Origin of the sequence: Micromonospora tarensis (assembly GCF_016803395.1) — a bacterium.
Taxonomy (GTDB): domain Bacteria; phylum Actinomycetota; class Actinomycetes; order Mycobacteriales; family Micromonosporaceae; genus Micromonospora; species Micromonospora tarensis.
Window position 1 is genome coordinate 14,730 of record NZ_JAEVHL010000060.1, and the last position, 14,992, is coordinate 29,721.

Here is a 14,992-nt window from a genome sequence, read left to right on the forward strand (position 1 = left end):
ACTCCCGGTCCTACCCGGCATGATCAGCGGAACCACCGTCCAGAGCGGCCACCCAGCGAGCCGGTCGTTTCTCCCGAAACGCGGTGACCCCCTCGCGTCCCTCGTCGGAGAGGAAGTAGCCGGTCGAGAGGGCGGAGAGTCGGCCCAGGTCGGCGCGGAGCTCGGCGGAGCCCGGTCGGCGCAGCAGATCCTTCGCGCCGGCCAGCGCGCCGGGCGCGCCCCGGACCAGCGAGTCGCAGTAACCCCGCACCGCCTCGTCCAGCGCGTCCGCCGGCACCGAGGCCGTGACCAGACCGACCTCGGCGGCACGCCGCCCGTCGAAGGTGTCCCCGGTCAGGTACAGCTCGGCGGCGGCCCGGGGGTGCAGCCGGGGCAGCACGGTCGCCGAGATCACCGCCGGGATCACCCCGATGCGTACCTCGGTGAACGCGAACGTCGCCTGGTCGGCGCAGACCGCCAGGTCGGCGGCGGCGATCAGGCCGAGCCCGCCGCCCGGGCCGCCCGGCGACCCGGGCCAGCACCGGCTTTGGGCAGTCCCAGAGCGCCGCGAGCACGTCACCCAGCATGCCGGCCGGAACCGTCCCGCTGGTGTACGCCGCGGCGGTCTCTTTCAGATCCGCACCCGAGCAGAAGACCGGGCCGGTGTGGTCGAGCACGATCACCCGCACCGCCTCGTCGGCGACCGCGTCCGCCAGCCCGGCCAGCAGCTGGGTCATCAGGCCGGTGGAGAGCGCGTTGCGGTTGTCCGGGCTGTCCAGGGTGAGCGTGGTCACCCCACGGGCCGTGGCGACCCGCACGAGGACGTCGGGAGAGGTCATGCCGGGCACACTAGTGGCCATGCCCGGCGTCCTTCCAGATGGTGAGACCGTCCCCGTCGACGGATCGCTGCCCGCCACCGCCACCACCGCGGTCGGCGCGCGCGGCTTCGGCGTGTACGTGCACGTCCCGTTCTGCGCCAGTCGCTGCGGCTACTGCGACTTCAACACCTACACCGCCGCCGAGCTGGGTGGCGGTGCCAGCCGCGAGGGGTACGCCGACGCCGTCCTGACCGAGCTGGCGCTCGCCGCCCGGGTGCTCGGCGACAACCCGCCGCCCCGGGTCGACACCGTCTTCGTCGGCGGCGGTACCCCGACCCTGCTCCCCGCCGACGACCTGGCCCGGATTCTGGACGGCATCGACCGCACCTGGGGGCTGGCCGCCGGCGCGAGGTGACCACCGAGGCCAACCCCGAGTCGGTCACCCCGGAGTCGTTGGCGCTGCTGCGCGCCGCCGGGTACACCCGGATCTCGCTGGGCATGCAGTCCGCCTCCCCGGGGGTGCTGGCGATCCTGGACCGCAAGCACAGCGCGGGTCGGGCCACCGCTGCCGCGCTGGAGGCGCGCGAGGCCGGGTTCGAGCACGTCAACCTGGATCTGATCTACGGCACCCCGGGCGAGCGCGTTGAGGACTTCGCCGCCTCGCTGGAGCAGGTCGTCGCCGCCGGGGTGGACCACGTCAGCGCGTACGCCCTGATCGTCGAGGACGGCACCCGGCTCGCCGCCCGGATGAGGCGCGGTGAGCTGGCGTACCCCAGTGACGACGTGGCCGCGGACCGCTACCTGGCCGCGGAGGCTGCCCTCGACGCGGCCGGGCTGTCCTGGTACGAGGTCTCCAACTGGGCGCGTGACGACGAGGCCCGGTGCCGGCACAACCTGCTCTACTGGACCGGCGCGGACTGGTGGGGCCTGGGGCCGGGGGCGCACAGCCACGTCGGTGGGGTGCGCTGGTGGAACGTCAAACACCCCTCGGCGTACGCGAAGCGGCTGGCCGAGGGCGCCTCTCCCGGCCTGGCCCGGGAGGTGCTCACTGTCGACGAGGCGCACATGGAGGACGTGATGCTCCGGCTGCGGCTGGCCAGCGGTCTGCCGCTGGCGGTGCTCGACGCCGCGGGCCGGGCCGGCGCCGAGCGGGCGCGAACCGACGGCCTGCTGGACGCCGAGGCGTACGCGACCGGTCGGGCGGTGCGTCACCCTGCGGGGGCGGTTGCTCGGCCGACGCGGTCGTGCGCGACCTGCTGCCCTGAGCGGGCCCGCCGCCCGGGGCCGGGGCGGCGGTGGACCGGGCCGGCCGGGGGAGCGGCGGCCCGGCTCACTTGATGAAGCTGGCGGACATCGGGTAGCGGTAGGGGCTGCCCTCGTTGGCCTTCATGCCGGCGATGATCCCGAAGATGATCTGGATCAGCACGACCGCGACGCTGGGCAGGAAGAGCAGGCACCAGCTCACGAAGAGCAGCACGAACGCGATGATCGACCAGAGGATCTGGAAGTTCAGGGCGGCCAGGGCGTGCGCCCGGACGGTCGGGGACTGGTTGCCGCGCGCCAGGTAGGCGATGAGCGGGGCGACGAAGCCCAGCGGACCGAAGCTGACCAGAGCGCCGAGGGCGCCGCCGAAGTGCGCTACGAGGGCCCAGGTCTTGTCCTCGTTGTTGGCGTAACCGCCACCGGGACCCCCGTAGGCCCCACCGCCGGGGTAGCCGCCGGCTGGGGGATAGCCGCCGGGCGGGGGATAGCCGCCGGGCGGAGGATAGCCGCCTGCCGGAGGGTAGCCGCCTGACGTCGGTTGGTCACCGGTGGGCGGCGGATAGCCACCGGCCGGGGGATAGCCGCCCGGGCCGGGTGCCCCGGACAGTGGTGCGGTGGGGGGCTCGGCCGACGGGAACGGGCCGGGGGAGGTGGGTTCCGGAGGGTTGTGGCCAGGGTCACCGGCTCCGGGAGGGCGAGGAGGTTCAGTCATGAGTGTCACGGTAGGGGCCCACGGCAACGCGGCACCAGTTCGACACCGTCCGGCTCCGTTGATCATCGCGCCGGCGGGTACGCCGACGTAGACTGGCACTCGCTACAGTCGAGTGCCAGGAGCGGCCCGGCCGGCCCAGCGCGCCGGCGGCCGACGTGCGACAGGAGGTGCGGAGGATGGGTCTCGACGACCGGAAACTCGCCGTGCTCCGCGCCATCGTCGAGGACTACGTCTCCACCCAGGAGCCGGTCGGCAGCAAGGCGCTGGTCGAGCGGCACCAGCTCGGAGTGTCCCCGGCCACGGTCCGCAACGACATGGCGGTGCTGGAGGAGGAGGGCTACATCCGGCAGCCGCACACCAGTGCCGGCCGGGTGCCCACCGACCGTGGTTACCGCCTCTTCGTCGACCGGTTGTCCCGGGTCAAGCCGCTCAGCCCGGCCGAGCGGCGGGCCATCGAGCGCTTTCTGGTCGGCGCGGTCGACCTCGACGACGTGGTGCACCGCACGGTGCGGCTGCTCGCCCAGCTGACCCGGCAGGTGGCCGTCGTGCAGTACCCGAGCCTGGCCCGCTCCTCGGTGCGGCACCTGGAGCTGGTGCCGATCTCCACCACCCGGCTGATGCTCGTCATGATCGCTGACACCGGGCGGGTGGAGCAGCGGCTGGTGGAGTTGCCCGGACCGGTGCCCGCCGACGACGTCACCGACCTGCGTCGGCTGGTCAACGAGAAGCTCGCCGGCGCCCGGCTGTCCGACACGCCGCCGCTGGTGCAGGCGCTGGTCGAGGAGGTCCCGGCCGAACTGCGTCCGGCGATGACCACGCTCTCCACGGTGCTCCTGGAGACGCTCGTCGAACGACACGAGGAACGCATCGCGCTGGCCGGCACCGCCAACCTCACCCGGGGTGGCCTGCTCGACTTCCAGGGTTCCCTGCGGCCGATCCTCGAGGCGCTGGAAGAGGAGGTCGTGCTCCTCAAGCTCATCGGCGAGACCGAGCCGAGCACGACCCGGGTGTTGATCGGCGACGAGAACGAGTTCGACAACCTGCGGGCCGCCTCGGTGGTCAGCACGGGGTACGGCCCGGGCAGCACCATCGTCGGCGGCCTCGGGGTGCTGGGGCCCACCAGGATGGACTACCCCGGCAATATCGCCACGGTGCGCGCCGTGGCACGCTACGTGGGCGAGTTGCTGGCCCAGAACTGACCAGTCAGGGCCGACGGCCGGCTGCGGCCGCCGGTCGGCGCAACGCGAGACGAACATGAGGACACGGAACGCAGTGGCCAGGGACTACTACGGCATTCTCGGTGTGAGCCGGGAAGCCTCCGATGACGAGATCAAGCGCGCCTACCGCAAACTGGCGCGCCAGTTCCACCCGGACGTCAATCCGGACCCGGAGGCTCAGGAGAAGTTCAAGGACATCAACGCCGCGTACGAGGTCCTCTCGGACGACCGGAAGCGGCAGATCGTCGACCTGGGTGGCGACCCGCTCGCCCCGGGCGGCGGTGGCGCCGGCGGCCCGGGAGGTCCCGGCGGTGCCGGCCCGTTCGTCGGTTTCCAGGACATCATGGACGCGTTCTTCGGCGGTGCCGGCGGTGGCGCTCGTGGCCCACGGCCGCGTACCCGGCCGGGCGCCGACGCGATCCTGCGGCTCGAACTCGACCTGCACGAGACGGCGTTCGGTGTCGAGGCGCCGATCACCGTCGACACTGCGGTGCTCTGCACCACCTGCTCCGGCGCCGGCACGGCCGCCGGGACGCACCTGGCGACCTGCGAGGCGTGCGGCGGTCGGGGCGAGGTGCAGTCGGTGCAGCGCACCTTCCTCGGCCAGGTGGTCTCCGCCCGGCCGTGCACCGTGTGCCAGGGCTACGGCACCACCATCCCGCACCCCTGCCCCACCTGCGCCGGCGACGGCCGGTGCGCACCCGGCGCTCGCTGACCGTCAAGATCCCGGCCGGCGTCGAGGACGGCATGCGGATCCGGCTGGCCCAGCAGGGTGAGGTTGGTCCCGGTGGCGGCACCGCCGGTGACCTCTACGTGGAGATTCACGAACGCCCGCACGACGTCTACTCCCGCAAGGGCGACGACCTGCACTGCCGCGTCACAGTGCCGATGACGGCGGCCGCGCTGGGCACCCGGTTGACCATCAAGACGCTGGACAGCGAGGAGACGGTCGACGTCAAGGCCGGCACCCAGCCGGCCAGCACCCTGCGGTTGCGCGCCCGGGGTGTGCCGCACCTGCGCGGCACCGGCCGGGGGGACCTCTACGTGCACCTGGACGTGCGCACGCCGACCAAGCTCGACCCGGACCAGGAGAAGATGCTGCGCGACTTCGCCAAGACCCGTGGCGAGGAGGTCGCCGAGTTATCCAAGCAGGGCGGCTTCTTCTCCCGGATGCGCGACGCGTTCAACGGGCACGCCTGAGTGTCAGCACCGCTGTTCCTGGTCGAGGCGCTGCCCACCGGTGACGCGCTGACCCTGGACGGTCCGGAGGGGCACCACGCCGCCACCGTGCAGCGGCTGCGCGTCGGCGAGGAGCTGCTGCTCGCCGACGGCCGGGGCGGCACCGCCGCCGCCGTGGTCACCGCCGTCGGCCGGGGCAGCCTGGACGTCACCGTCACCTCCCGGGGGTACGCGGACGCGCCGGTACCCCGCCTGGTGACCGTGCAGGGCATCGCGAAGGGCGACCGGGGCGAGCTGGCCGTGCAGGCGATGACCGAGGTCGGGGTGGACGAGATCGTCCCCTGGGCGGCGTCGCGCTCGGTGACCCAGTGGCGCGGTGACCGGGGCGTACGCGCCCGGGAGAAGTGGGTGGCCACCGCCCGGGAGGCGGCCAAGCAGGCCCGCCGGCCGTGGCTGCCGGTGGTGGCCGGTGCGCCGGACGAGTCCACGGCGACGGTGGCCCGGCGGATCGCCGGCGCCGCCGCCGGGTTCGTGCTGCACGAGGAGGCCGAGGAGCGGCTCACCACCGCCGAGCTGCCCTCCGCCGGTGAGATCGTCCTGGTGGTCGGCCCGGAGGGTGGCATCGCCCCGGCCGAGCTGAGCGCCTTCCGGGAGGCCGGCGGGCGACCCGTACGCCTCGGGCCCTCCGTGCTGCGCACCTCCACCGCCGGGGTGGCCGCGCTCAGCGTGCTCGCCACCCGCCTCGGCCGCTGGTGACCGGTCGTCGGCTGAGCTGTCAGGGGCGAGGGAAGACCGGCACGACCTCCTCCTCCGGCCCCAGGTCCAGCCCGGCCGGCCCGATGATCATCGGGTCCGGGGTGCCGACGACCTCGGGCATCTTGTCGGTGTAGTCGAAGCGGTTCAGCACGTGGCGCATCGCCTCCAGCCGGGCCCGCTTCTTGTCGTTGCTCTTCACCACCGTCCACGGCGCGTCGGCGGTGTCGGTCCAGAAGAACATCGCCTCCTTGGCCTCGGTGTACTCGTCCCACCGGTCCAGCGAGGCGATGTCCATCGGGGAGAGCTTCCACTGCCGGACCGGATCGACCTGGCGGATGGCGAACCGGGTGCGCTGCTCGTTCTGTGAGACGGAGAACCAGAACTTGACCAACCGGATGCCCGAGCGCACCAGCATCCGTTCCAGCTCGGGGGCCTGCCGCAGGAACTCCAGATACTCCTTGCGGCTACAGAAGCCCATCACCCGCTCCACGCCGGCCCGGTTGTACCAGGACCGGTCGAACAGCACGATCTCGCCGGCCGCCGGCAGGTGCGCCAACCACCGTTGGAAGTACCACTGGCCGGCTTCCCGCTCGTCCGGCTTGGCCAGCGCCACCACCGAGGCGCCCCGCGGGTTGAGGTGCTCCATGAAGCGTTTGATGGTGCCACCCTTGCCGGCCGCGTCCCGGCCCTCGAAGAGGATCACCAGTCGCTCGCCGGACTCCTTGATCCAATCCTGGAGCTTCAGCAGCTCGATTTGGAGCAGCCGCTTGTCACTGTCGTACGCGTCGCGGTCCAGCCGCTCGTCGTACGGGTACTCCTCGCGCCAGGTGTCGACGGGCGTGCCGTCGGGGCGAAGCAGGACGGGGTCGTCGTCGTGGCCGTCGGCCACCCGGTAGTCGGCGGTCAGGTCCAGCAACGCGGAGTCGGCCATGTCGAGAGGACTTACCCGCCCGGCAGCCGCCAACCACCCCCTGGTCGGGTGAAATGCCCCCGGTGCCGACCTAGCTGCGCAGGTAGGAGGCGCCGTTCAGGTCCACGATCGTGCCGGAGGCCCACTCGGCCTCCGGCGAGGCCAGCCAGTGCACGGCGGCGGCGATCTCCTCCGGCCGGGCCACCCGGTCGAACGGGCTCTGCGCCCGGATCGCCGCGCCCTGCTCGCCGCTCAGGTACTCGGCGACCATGTCGGTCGCCACGAAGCCCGGCGCGACGGTGGCGACCGCGATGCCGTACGGCGCGAGGGCCACGGCGAGGGACTGACCCAGCGCGTTCAGCCCCGCCTTGCTCGCCCCGTACGCCGGCTGGTGCGGCTCGCCCCGGAACGCGCCCCGGGACGAGACGTTGACGATCCGACCGCCGCGCTCACGCAGGTGCTGGGCGGCGCACCAGGTGACGTTGCCGGCGCCGGTCAGGTTGGTCTCCAGCACCTGCCGCCAGCGCTGCTGCCACTGCTCGTAGGAGGCGCCGAAGATCGGGTGCGGATCGTCCCGGTCGCCGTACGTCCCGGCGTTGTTGACCAGCACGTCCAGACCGCCGAGCAGCTCGGCGGCCCGGTCGACCATGACCCGGATCGCGGCCGGGTCGGTGAGGTCGGCGCGGACCACCACGTGCCCGGTGCCGGGCAACTCCGCCCGCAGCTGCTCGGCCGCCTCGGCGGAGTCGCGGTGGTGGATCGCCACCCGGTCCCCGCCGGCCGCGAAGGCCACCGCCACCGCCCGGCCGATTCCGCGCGAAGCCCCGGTCACGAGAACCGCTCGATCCGTCATGGCGGCCATCCTGCCCGAGCCGCCGTCGCCTCTCTACACTGCCCCGATGGGATCCGACTGCCTGTTCTGCCGCATCGTCGCCGGGGAGATCCCGGCCACCGTGGTCCGGGAGACCGACACCACGCTCGCCTTCCGCGACATCGACCCGAAGGCGCCGGTGCACGTCCTGGTCGTTCCGAAGGAGCACTACGCCGACGTGGCCACGCTCGCCCAGGGCGACCCGGCGCTGGCCGCGGACGTGCTCGCCACCTCCGCCGCCGTGGCCGAGGACGAGGGCCTGCTCGGCGACGGTTTCCGGCTGATGTTCAACACCGGCGGCTACGGCGGGCAGGAGGTGTTCCACGTGCACGCGCACCTGCTCGGTGGGGCACCGCTCGGGCCCATGCTCGCCCGGAACCTGGCGTGACCGAGAGCCTGGACCGGATGGTCCGGCGGGTGCAGGCCGAGGCCCGGATACCGGCGGTGTCGGCGGCGCTGCACCGGGCCGACCGACCGCTCTGGAGCTGCACCGTCGGCCAGAGCGGCACCGACAGCCCGCTCGGGTCGGACACCCAGTTCCGGATCGGCTCGGTCACCAAGACCTTCACCGCGGTGCTGGTCCTCCAGTGCCGCGACGACGGGCTGCTGGACCTGGACGACCCGGTGGGTCGGCACCTGGCCCTCCCGGCGCACGGCGAGCTGACCGTCCGTCGGTTGCTGTCGCACACCGGTGGCCTGCAACGCGAGCCGTTCGGCGACGTGTGGGACAGCCTGCGCGCACCGGACGCGGACCAGCTGGTCGCCGAGCTGGACCGGGCCGAGCGGGTGCTGCCGACCGGCCGCCGGTTCCACTACTCCAACCTGGGCCTGGCCGTGCTCGGCCAACTCGTCGCCCGGCTGCGGGGCGGAACCTGGGCGCAGGCGCTCACCGAGCGGATCCTGACGCCGCTGGGACTGACCGACACCACGGTGACCCCCCGACCCTCGGCGGCCACCGGCTTCCTGGTCGACGCGTACTCCGACGAGGCGCACCCGGAACCGCCCACCGACTTCGGCGCGGTCGGCCCGGCCGCCCAGCTCTGGAGCACGGCGACCGACATGGCCCGCTGGGCGGCGTTCCTGGCCGACCCGGCGGCGCTGGACCCGGCCGGCGCGGTCCTCGCCCCGGCCACCCTGGACGAGATGCGCTGGCCGCTGACCACCACCGACGAGACCCTCTGGAGCGCGGGCTTCGGGCTCGGGTTGATCCTGATCCCGCAGGGGGAGCGGGTCGTGCACGTGGGGCACGACGGGGCGATGCCCGGGTTCCTCGCCGGGGTGTACGGCCGGCGGGGCGGCGACGGCACCCCCGGGGCGATGGGCGCGGCGGTGCTCGGCTCGTCCGGCACAGCGAACGACGTGTTCGACCTGCCGCACCGGCTGCTCGCCGCGGCGGTGGAGCACGATCCGGCCGAGATCGAACCCTGGCGGCCCGGCGCACCCGCGCCGGCGGCCCTGCGGGGGGTGCTCGGCCGCTGGTGGGGGGAGGGGTCCGAGTACGTCTTCTGCTGGCATGACGGTGTCCTGCGGGCGCGCGGGGCCGGCGATCCGGACGGACGTCCGCCGGCGATCTTCACCCCGCTGCCGACCAGCCGGACGTGTTCCGCACGGCCTCCGGTCGGGAGGTCGGCGAGCTGCTGCGGTTGACCCGGGACGAGGCTGGCGTGGTGGTCCGGATGCACTGGGCGACGTACCGGTTCACCCGCCACCAGGAGACCTTCGACAGGTACGACTTCCGGGCCGGAAGTTGATCGCGGCCAGCGGAAATGGACGCGATGCGGCCCGCGTTGACCCGATACGATGGGGGTAACGTCCGCACGCCAGGCCAACCGGCCGGCGCCGAGATCGAGAGCAGGTGGCGCAGGGCCCTTCGGCCCGACCTATGACCGGCACCCCACCTCCCGGCCCGCCCCGGGTGCAGACCAGGATCACCGTGCCCGACCCGAAGATCATGGTCAATCTGCTCGGCGCTGGCGACGAGATCCTTCGACTCGTCGAACGCTCGGTCAACAGTGACGTGCACGTCCGTGGCAACGAGATCACCATCACCGGTGAACCCGCGGACAACGCCCTCGCCGAGCGAGTCTTCAGTGAGCTGCTCGAACTCATCGAGAAAGGCGAGACCCTGACCACTGACGCCGTCCGGCGTACCGTCGGCATGCTCGAGCAGGGCAGCGCCGAGCGGCCCGCCGAGGTCCTGACGCTCAACATCCTCTCCCGGCGCGGGCGCACCATCCGCCCCAAGACCCTCGGGCAGAAGCGGTACGTCGACGCGATCGACTCGAACACCATCGTCTTCGGCATCGGCCCGGCCGGCACCGGTAAGACCTACCTGGCGATGGCGAAGGCCGTCCAGGCGTTGCAGGCCAAGCAGGTCAACCGGATCATCCTGACCCGGCCGGCGGTGGAGGCGGGTGAGCGGCTGGGCTTCCTGCCCGGCACGCTCAACGAGAAGATCGACCCGTACCTGCGCCCGCTCTACGACGCGCTGCACGACATGCTCGACCCGGAGACGATCCCCAAGCTGATGGCCGCCGGCACGATCGAGGTCGCCCCGCTGGCCTACATGCGGGGCCGTACCCTCAACGACGCGTTCATCATCCTGGACGAGGCGCAGAACACCACGCCCGAGCAGATGAAGATGTTCCTCACCCGGCTCGGCTTCAACTCCAAGATCGTCGTGACCGGTGACATCACCCAGGTGGACCTTCCCGGCGGGACGAGCAGCGGGCTGCGGGTCGTCCGGGAGATCCTGGGCAACGTGGAGGACGTGCACTTCTCCCAGTTGTCCAGCTCCGACGTGGTCCGCCACCAGCTGGTCGGGGAGATCGTCGACGCGTACGCCCGCTGGGACGCCGAGCGGGAGAACCAGCAGGCGCAGGGCGTTCACGCCGTGCCGGGGCGACCCGCCCAGGGCGGCCGGGCCGGCCGCCGCCGCTAAAGCAGAGGAAAGCAGTTGTCCATCGAGATCGCCAACGAGTCCGGTGTCGACGTCGACACCGACGCCGTGCTCGCCGTCGCCCGGCACGCCCTCGACGAGATGGGGGTCAACCCCCTTGCCGAGTTGTCCGTGCTGTTGGTCGACATCGACTACATGACCGAGCTGAACCATCGCTGGATGGGCGGCGACGGTCCGACCGACGTGCTCGCCTTCCCCATGGACGAGGGCAGCGTCGACCACGGCCCGGGCGAGTCCGCACCGGCCGGCGGCGAGCCCGCCCTGCTCGGTGACATCGTGCTCTGCCCGGAGGTCGCGGCCAAGCAGGCGGCGACCGCCGGGCACGCGCCCGCCGACGAGCTGCACCTGCTCACCGTGCACGGGGTGCTGCATCTGCTCGGCTACGACCACGCCGAGCCGGAGGAGGAGCGGGAGATGTTCGCCCTCCAGGCTCGACTGCTGGCGAGCTGGCGGTCGACCCGCACCCAGTGATGTCCACTCCTCCGTTACTGGCGGCCGGCGCCACCGCCGGCCTTCCCGACCTGCAGCTGATCGTCTTCGCGGCCGGCCTGGTGGTGTTGGCCGGTCTGATCGCGATGACCGAGGCGGCGCTCGCCGCGGTGTCACCGGCGCGGGCCGCCGAACTGGCCCGCGACGGCGTGCGCGGCGCCCGCACCCTCCAGGTCGTCGCGGGCGATGTCGTCCGGCACCTCAACCTGCTCCTGCTGTTGCGGCTGCTCGCCGAGCTGACCGCCACCACGCTGGTGGCGCTGGTCGCGGTGGACAGCTTCGGCGCCGGCTGGCGGGCGGCGCTGGTGACCGCCGGCGCGATGACAGTGGTCAGCTTCGTGGTGGTAGGCGTCGCGCCGCGCACCATCGGCCGGCAGCACGCGTACGCCGTGGGTCGTGCGGTGGCGCCGTTGGTGCGCTGGCTGGGCCGGGCGCTCAACCCGCTCGCGTCGCTGCTGATCCTGATCGGCAACGCGGTCACTCCGGGGCGTGGTTTCCGGGAGGGGCCGTTCGCCACCCAGGTGGAGTTGCGCGAGCTGGTCGACCTGGCGGAGCAGCGCGGCGTGGTCGAGCACGGCGAGCGTCAGATGATCCACTCCGTCTTCGCGCTCGGCGACACCATCGCCCGCGAGGTGATGGTGCCCCGCACGGAGATGGTGTGGATCGAGGAGGGCAAGACGCTCGCGCAGGCGCTGGCGCTCTTCCTGCGTTCCGGTTTCTCCCGCATCCCGGTGATCGGCGAGAGCGTCGACGACGTGCTGGGCGTGCTCTACCTGAAGGACCTGATCCGGCGGTCCCGCGGCGGCGACCCGGGTGCCGAGCAGTTGCCGGTGGCCGAGCTGATGCGCCCGGCGACCTTCGTGCCGGAGTCGAAGCCCGTTGACGACCTGCTGTCGGAGATGCAGGCCGCCCGCAACCACCTGGTCATCGTGGTCGACGAGTACGGCGGCACCGGTGGCCTGGTCACCATCGAGGACATCCTGGAGGAGATCGTCGGTGAGATCACCGACGAGTACGATGTCGAGCGCCCGCCGGTCGAACGGCTGGCGGACTCGGCGGTCCGGGTGACCGCCCGACTGCCGGTGGAGAATCTGGGCGAGCTGTTCGACACCGATCTGCCCGCCGACGAGGTGGAGACGGTGGGTGGTCTGCTCGCCCAGTCGCTCGGGCGGTGCCGATCCCGGGCGCCGAGGTCGAGGTGGCCGGTCTCCGGCTGGTCGCCGAGGGCACCACCGGCCGGCGCAACCGGATCGACACCGTCCTGGTCAGCAGGGTGGAGCCGGGCCACGAGCAGGACAGCACGGGGCGTGGTGAGCACGCCGGCCCCGGGGACGACACGGACAACTACCGAGACGACGAGAGGCAACCCGCCGATGCCTGACACACCCGCCGCGCCCGCCGCCCAGCAGCCCACCCCCGCCGCGTCGACCGCGCTGAGCGCCGAGGACGGCAAGCTCGTCGTGCTGGCCCGGGGAGCCCGTGCCCGGGTCGCGCCGTGGAGGGCGCCGCGGTCCGGGATCAGGACGGGCGGACGTACGCAGCGGCGAGTGTCGCGCTGCCCTCGCTGACCCTCACCGCGTTGCAGTTGGCGGTCGCGTCGGCCGTGGCGGCCGGGGCGAGTCGGCTGGAGGCGGCGGTGGTGGTGACCGAGGCGTCGACGCTCGACGGCGCGGGGCATGCGGCGGTGCGTGACCTGGCGGCGGACGCGCCGATCCACGTGGCCGCGCCGGACGGCACGGTAATCGGCACGGTGGCCCAGTGAGCCCGGTGCAGGATCCGGAGGCGCGACCGTACCGGGCCGGGTTCGGCTGTTTCGTCGGTCGGCCCAACGCCGGCAAGTCGACGCTTACCAACGCCATCGTGGGCACCAAGATCGCGATCACCTCGAACAAGCCGCAGACCACCCGGCACGTCATCCGGGCGGTGCTGCACCGACCGGAGTCGCAGCTGGTCCTGGTCGACACCCCGGGCCTGCACCGCCCCCGTACGCTGCTCGGCGAACGCCTCAACGACCTGGTCCGGTCCACCTGGACGGAGGTCGACGTGATCGGTCTGTGCATCCCGGCGAACGAGCCGGTCGGGCGCGGTGACCGGTTCATCACCGGCGAGCTGGCCGAGCTGAAGGCGACAGTGCTGGCGGTGGTCACCAAGACCGACCTGGTGGACAAGCGCCAGCTGGCGGAGCAGCTGCTCGCGGTCAGCAAAATGGGGGACTTCGCGGAGATCGTGCCGGTGAGCGCGGTGTCCGGGCACCAGGTGGACACGCTCGTCGACGTGATGACCGGCTACCTGCCGCCGTCGCCGCAGCTCTATCCGGACGACATGCTCACCGACGACCCCGAGCAGGTGCTGGTCGCGGAGTTGATCCGGGAGGCCGCCCTGGAGGGGGTTCGCGACGAGCTGCCGCACTCCATCGCCGTGGTGGTGGAGGAGATGATCCCCGAGGGTCAGGTGATGAAGATCTACGCCGACCTGTACGTGGAGCGGCCCAGCCAGAAGGCCATCGTGCTCGGCCACAAGGCGAGCCGGCTCAAGGAGGTCGGCACCACCGCCCGTAAGCAGATCGAGGAGCTGCTGGGCGGCCGGGTCTATCTCGACCTGCACGTGCGGGTCGCGAAGGACTGGCAGCGCGACCCGAGGCAACTGCGCAAGCTGGGCTTCTGACCCACCTCGTCGAGGCGACGGCCGGCCGGGTCGTCGCCTTCGGGTGGGGATGTTCACGTCCGGTTGGGATCGTGGCCGTTTTGTCCGGGCAGCGTGCGGGGTAGGGGAGTTACGCCCCGCGCCCCCGGACCCAGGCAGGCTGATGCGCAACAGGTACCTCGACTTGCTCCGTTTCCTGGCCATCGTCCGAGTGGTGGTCTACCACGTCACCGGGTGGGCGACCCTCACCCTCGTCTTCCCCGCCATGTCGGTGATGTTCGCGCTGGCGGGCTCGCTGATGGCCGCGTCGCTGACCCGTTCCGGGCCGGCGGCGGTCGGCCGTCGACTGCGCCGGTTGTTGCCGTCGCTATGGGTGCTCGCCGCGGTCTTCGTACCCGCCATGCTGCTCACCGGGCTCCCGGTGACCCCTCGGGTGCTGCTGTGGCTGTTCCCGATCGCCGACCCGCCGGCCAACCACTGGGGGGCCCTGGCGCTGAGCATCATCTGGTACCTGCGCGACTACCTGTGGTTCGTGCTCGCCTCACCGGTCGCGCTCTGGCTGTTCCGGCGTGCCCCGCTGCCCACAGTGCTCGCCCCGTACCTGCTGTTGGTGACGATCGAGGTGGGGATCTACCCGGCACCGCCGATGCTGCGCGAGTTCGGGCTGTACTTCGGCGCGTGGCTGCTCGGCTTCGCCCACCACGCCGGGATGCTGCGCCGACTCACCGGGCGGGTGCTCTACCCGGTGGCGCTCGCTCTCGCGGTGAGCGGCGGGGCGTGGATCGTCGGACATCCCGGCCCGCGCGGGTACGACCTGAACGACAACCACCTCGGCAACGCCCTCTGGTCGGCCGCGTTCATCCTGATCGTGCTGGGTCGGGCGCCCGCCGGGCTGGCCTGGCTGGGCCGAAGCCGGCTGGCCGACCGGGTGGTGACCGTGGTCAACCGGCGGGCGCTCACCGTCTACCTCTGGCACATGCCGTTCGTGGTGGCGCTCACCCCGCTCGTCGACGTGGTCGGCTGGTCCCACCAGGACCCGGTGGGCCTGGCCATCCGGGTGCTGCTGGTCTTCGTCCTGGTCGGGGTGGTCACCCTTGCCGTCGGGTGGGTCGAGGACGTGGCCGCCCGTCGCCGACCGGAGCTGACTCCCGGCGGCTCGACGCGGCCGGCCGGGCGCCCGACGCGGTCGCCGCCCG

At 72.5% G+C, this 14,992-nt stretch carries 10 protein-coding genes and 6 pseudogenes; 12 read left to right on the plus strand and 4 right to left on the minus strand.

The features are described 5' to 3' along the window. Positions 1 to 10: 10 nt before the first annotated feature. Positions 11 to 818 (minus strand): annotated as a pseudogene (locus tag JM949_RS14590) (enoyl-CoA hydratase-related protein). Between the two features lie 19 nt (positions 819 to 837). On the opposite strand from JM949_RS14590, the pseudogene hemW reads away from it, so the two are divergent. After that, positions 838 to 2,062 (plus strand): annotated as a pseudogene (hemW, locus tag JM949_RS14595) (radical SAM family heme chaperone HemW). Between the two features lie 65 nt (positions 2,063 to 2,127). Here hemW and JM949_RS14600 read toward each other — a convergent pair. Beyond that, positions 2,128 to 2,772 carry a DUF4870 domain-containing protein gene (locus JM949_RS14600; protein WP_203149031.1) on the minus strand — a complete coding sequence of 215 codons (645 nt, stop codon included), beginning with the start codon at positions 2,770 to 2,772 and terminating at the stop codon, positions 2,128 to 2,130. 176 nt (positions 2,773 to 2,948) lie between these two features. Here JM949_RS14600 and hrcA point away from each other — a divergent pair, with 176 nt between their 5' ends. The 3 genes and pseudogenes from hrcA (at position 2,949) to JM949_RS14615 (ending at position 5,924) form a co-directional block, all read left to right on the plus strand. Then, positions 2,949 to 3,971 carry a heat-inducible transcriptional repressor HrcA gene (gene hrcA, locus JM949_RS14605; RefSeq protein ID WP_203149032.1) on the plus strand — a complete coding sequence of 341 codons (1,023 nt, stop codon included), beginning with the start codon at positions 2,949 to 2,951 and terminating at the stop codon, positions 3,969 to 3,971. Positions 3,972 to 4,044: 73 nt separating this feature from the next. Beyond that, positions 4,045 to 5,189 (plus strand): annotated as a pseudogene (gene dnaJ / locus JM949_RS38810) (molecular chaperone DnaJ). Next, a complete protein-coding gene (locus tag JM949_RS14615) occupies positions 5,190 to 5,924 on the plus strand; it encodes a 16S rRNA (uracil(1498)-N(3))-methyltransferase (RefSeq protein ID WP_203149033.1) in 735 nt (244 codons plus the stop codon). Positions 5,925 to 5,943: 19 nt separating this feature from the next. On the opposite strand, the gene ppk2 is transcribed toward JM949_RS14615, so the two are convergent. Then, positions 5,944 to 6,855: a polyphosphate kinase 2 gene (gene ppk2, locus JM949_RS14620; RefSeq protein WP_203149034.1), complete on the minus strand. Its 912-nt coding sequence runs from the start codon at positions 6,853 to 6,855 to the stop codon at positions 5,944 to 5,946. A 70-nt stretch (positions 6,856 to 6,925) separates the two neighbouring features. Continuing rightward, entirely contained in the window at positions 6,926 to 7,687 is a 762-nt protein-coding gene (locus JM949_RS14625) for an SDR family NAD(P)-dependent oxidoreductase (protein ID WP_203149035.1), read from the minus strand. Positions 7,688 to 7,733: 46 nt separating this feature from the next. Here JM949_RS14625 and JM949_RS14630 point away from each other — a divergent pair, with 46 nt between their 5' ends. From JM949_RS14630 to JM949_RS14665, 8 genes and pseudogenes are all read left to right on the plus strand, one after another. Further along, a complete protein-coding gene (locus tag JM949_RS14630) occupies positions 7,734 to 8,093 on the plus strand; it encodes a histidine triad nucleotide-binding protein (RefSeq protein WP_203149036.1) in 360 nt (119 codons plus the stop codon). Positions 8,094 to 8,110: 17 nt separating this feature from the next. Further along, a pseudogene (locus JM949_RS14635) lies at positions 8,111 to 9,456 on the plus strand (serine hydrolase domain-containing protein). 131 nt (positions 9,457 to 9,587) lie between these two features. Further along, positions 9,588 to 10,646 (plus strand): PhoH family protein, encoded by a 1,059-nt coding sequence (locus JM949_RS14640; protein WP_203149039.1) that lies wholly within the window; start codon positions 9,588 to 9,590, stop codon positions 10,644 to 10,646. A gap of 15 nt (positions 10,647 to 10,661) precedes the next feature. Beyond that, positions 10,662 to 11,135 (plus strand): rRNA maturation RNase YbeY, encoded by a 474-nt coding sequence (gene ybeY, locus JM949_RS14645; RefSeq protein WP_030491788.1) that lies wholly within the window; start codon positions 10,662 to 10,664, stop codon positions 11,133 to 11,135. Continuing rightward, positions 11,111 to 12,534: pseudogene (locus JM949_RS14650) on the plus strand (hemolysin family protein). Before ybeY ends, JM949_RS14650 begins: the two are co-directional and overlap by 25 nt. Further along, positions 12,527 to 12,915: pseudogene (locus tag JM949_RS14655) on the plus strand (cytidine deaminase). Before JM949_RS14650 ends, JM949_RS14655 begins: the two co-directional pseudogenes overlap by 8 nt. A 5-nt stretch (positions 12,916 to 12,920) precedes the next feature. After that, positions 12,921 to 13,817 (plus strand): GTPase Era, encoded by an 897-nt coding sequence (gene era / locus JM949_RS14660; protein WP_407664772.1) that lies wholly within the window; start codon positions 12,921 to 12,923, stop codon positions 13,815 to 13,817. 142 nt (positions 13,818 to 13,959) lie between these two features. Next, positions 13,960 to 14,992: acyltransferase family protein (locus JM949_RS14665; protein WP_203149038.1), on the plus strand; the 1,033-nt coding region annotated here is incomplete at its 3' end.

Bases quoted from the DNA above. Each gene is read 5' to 3' on its own strand.
- ppk2 (WP_203149034.1), bottom strand. From the start codon at position 6,855: ATGGCCGACTCCGCGTTGCTGGACCTGACCGCCGACTACCGGGTGGCC.
- JM949_RS14640 (WP_203149039.1), top strand. From the start codon at position 9,588: ATGACCGGCACCCCACCTCCCGGCCCGCCCCGGGTGCAGACCAGGATC.
- JM949_RS14600 (WP_203149031.1), bottom strand. From the start codon at position 2,772: ATGACTGAACCTCCTCGCCCTCCCGGAGCCGGTGACCCTGGCCACAAC.
- hrcA (WP_203149032.1), top strand. From the start codon at position 2,949: ATGGGTCTCGACGACCGGAAACTCGCCGTGCTCCGCGCCATCGTCGAG.
- JM949_RS14625 (WP_203149035.1), bottom strand. From the start codon at position 7,687: ATGACGGATCGAGCGGTTCTCGTGACCGGGGCTTCGCGCGGAATCGGC.
- JM949_RS14630 (WP_203149036.1), top strand. From the start codon at position 7,734: ATGGGATCCGACTGCCTGTTCTGCCGCATCGTCGCCGGGGAGATCCCG.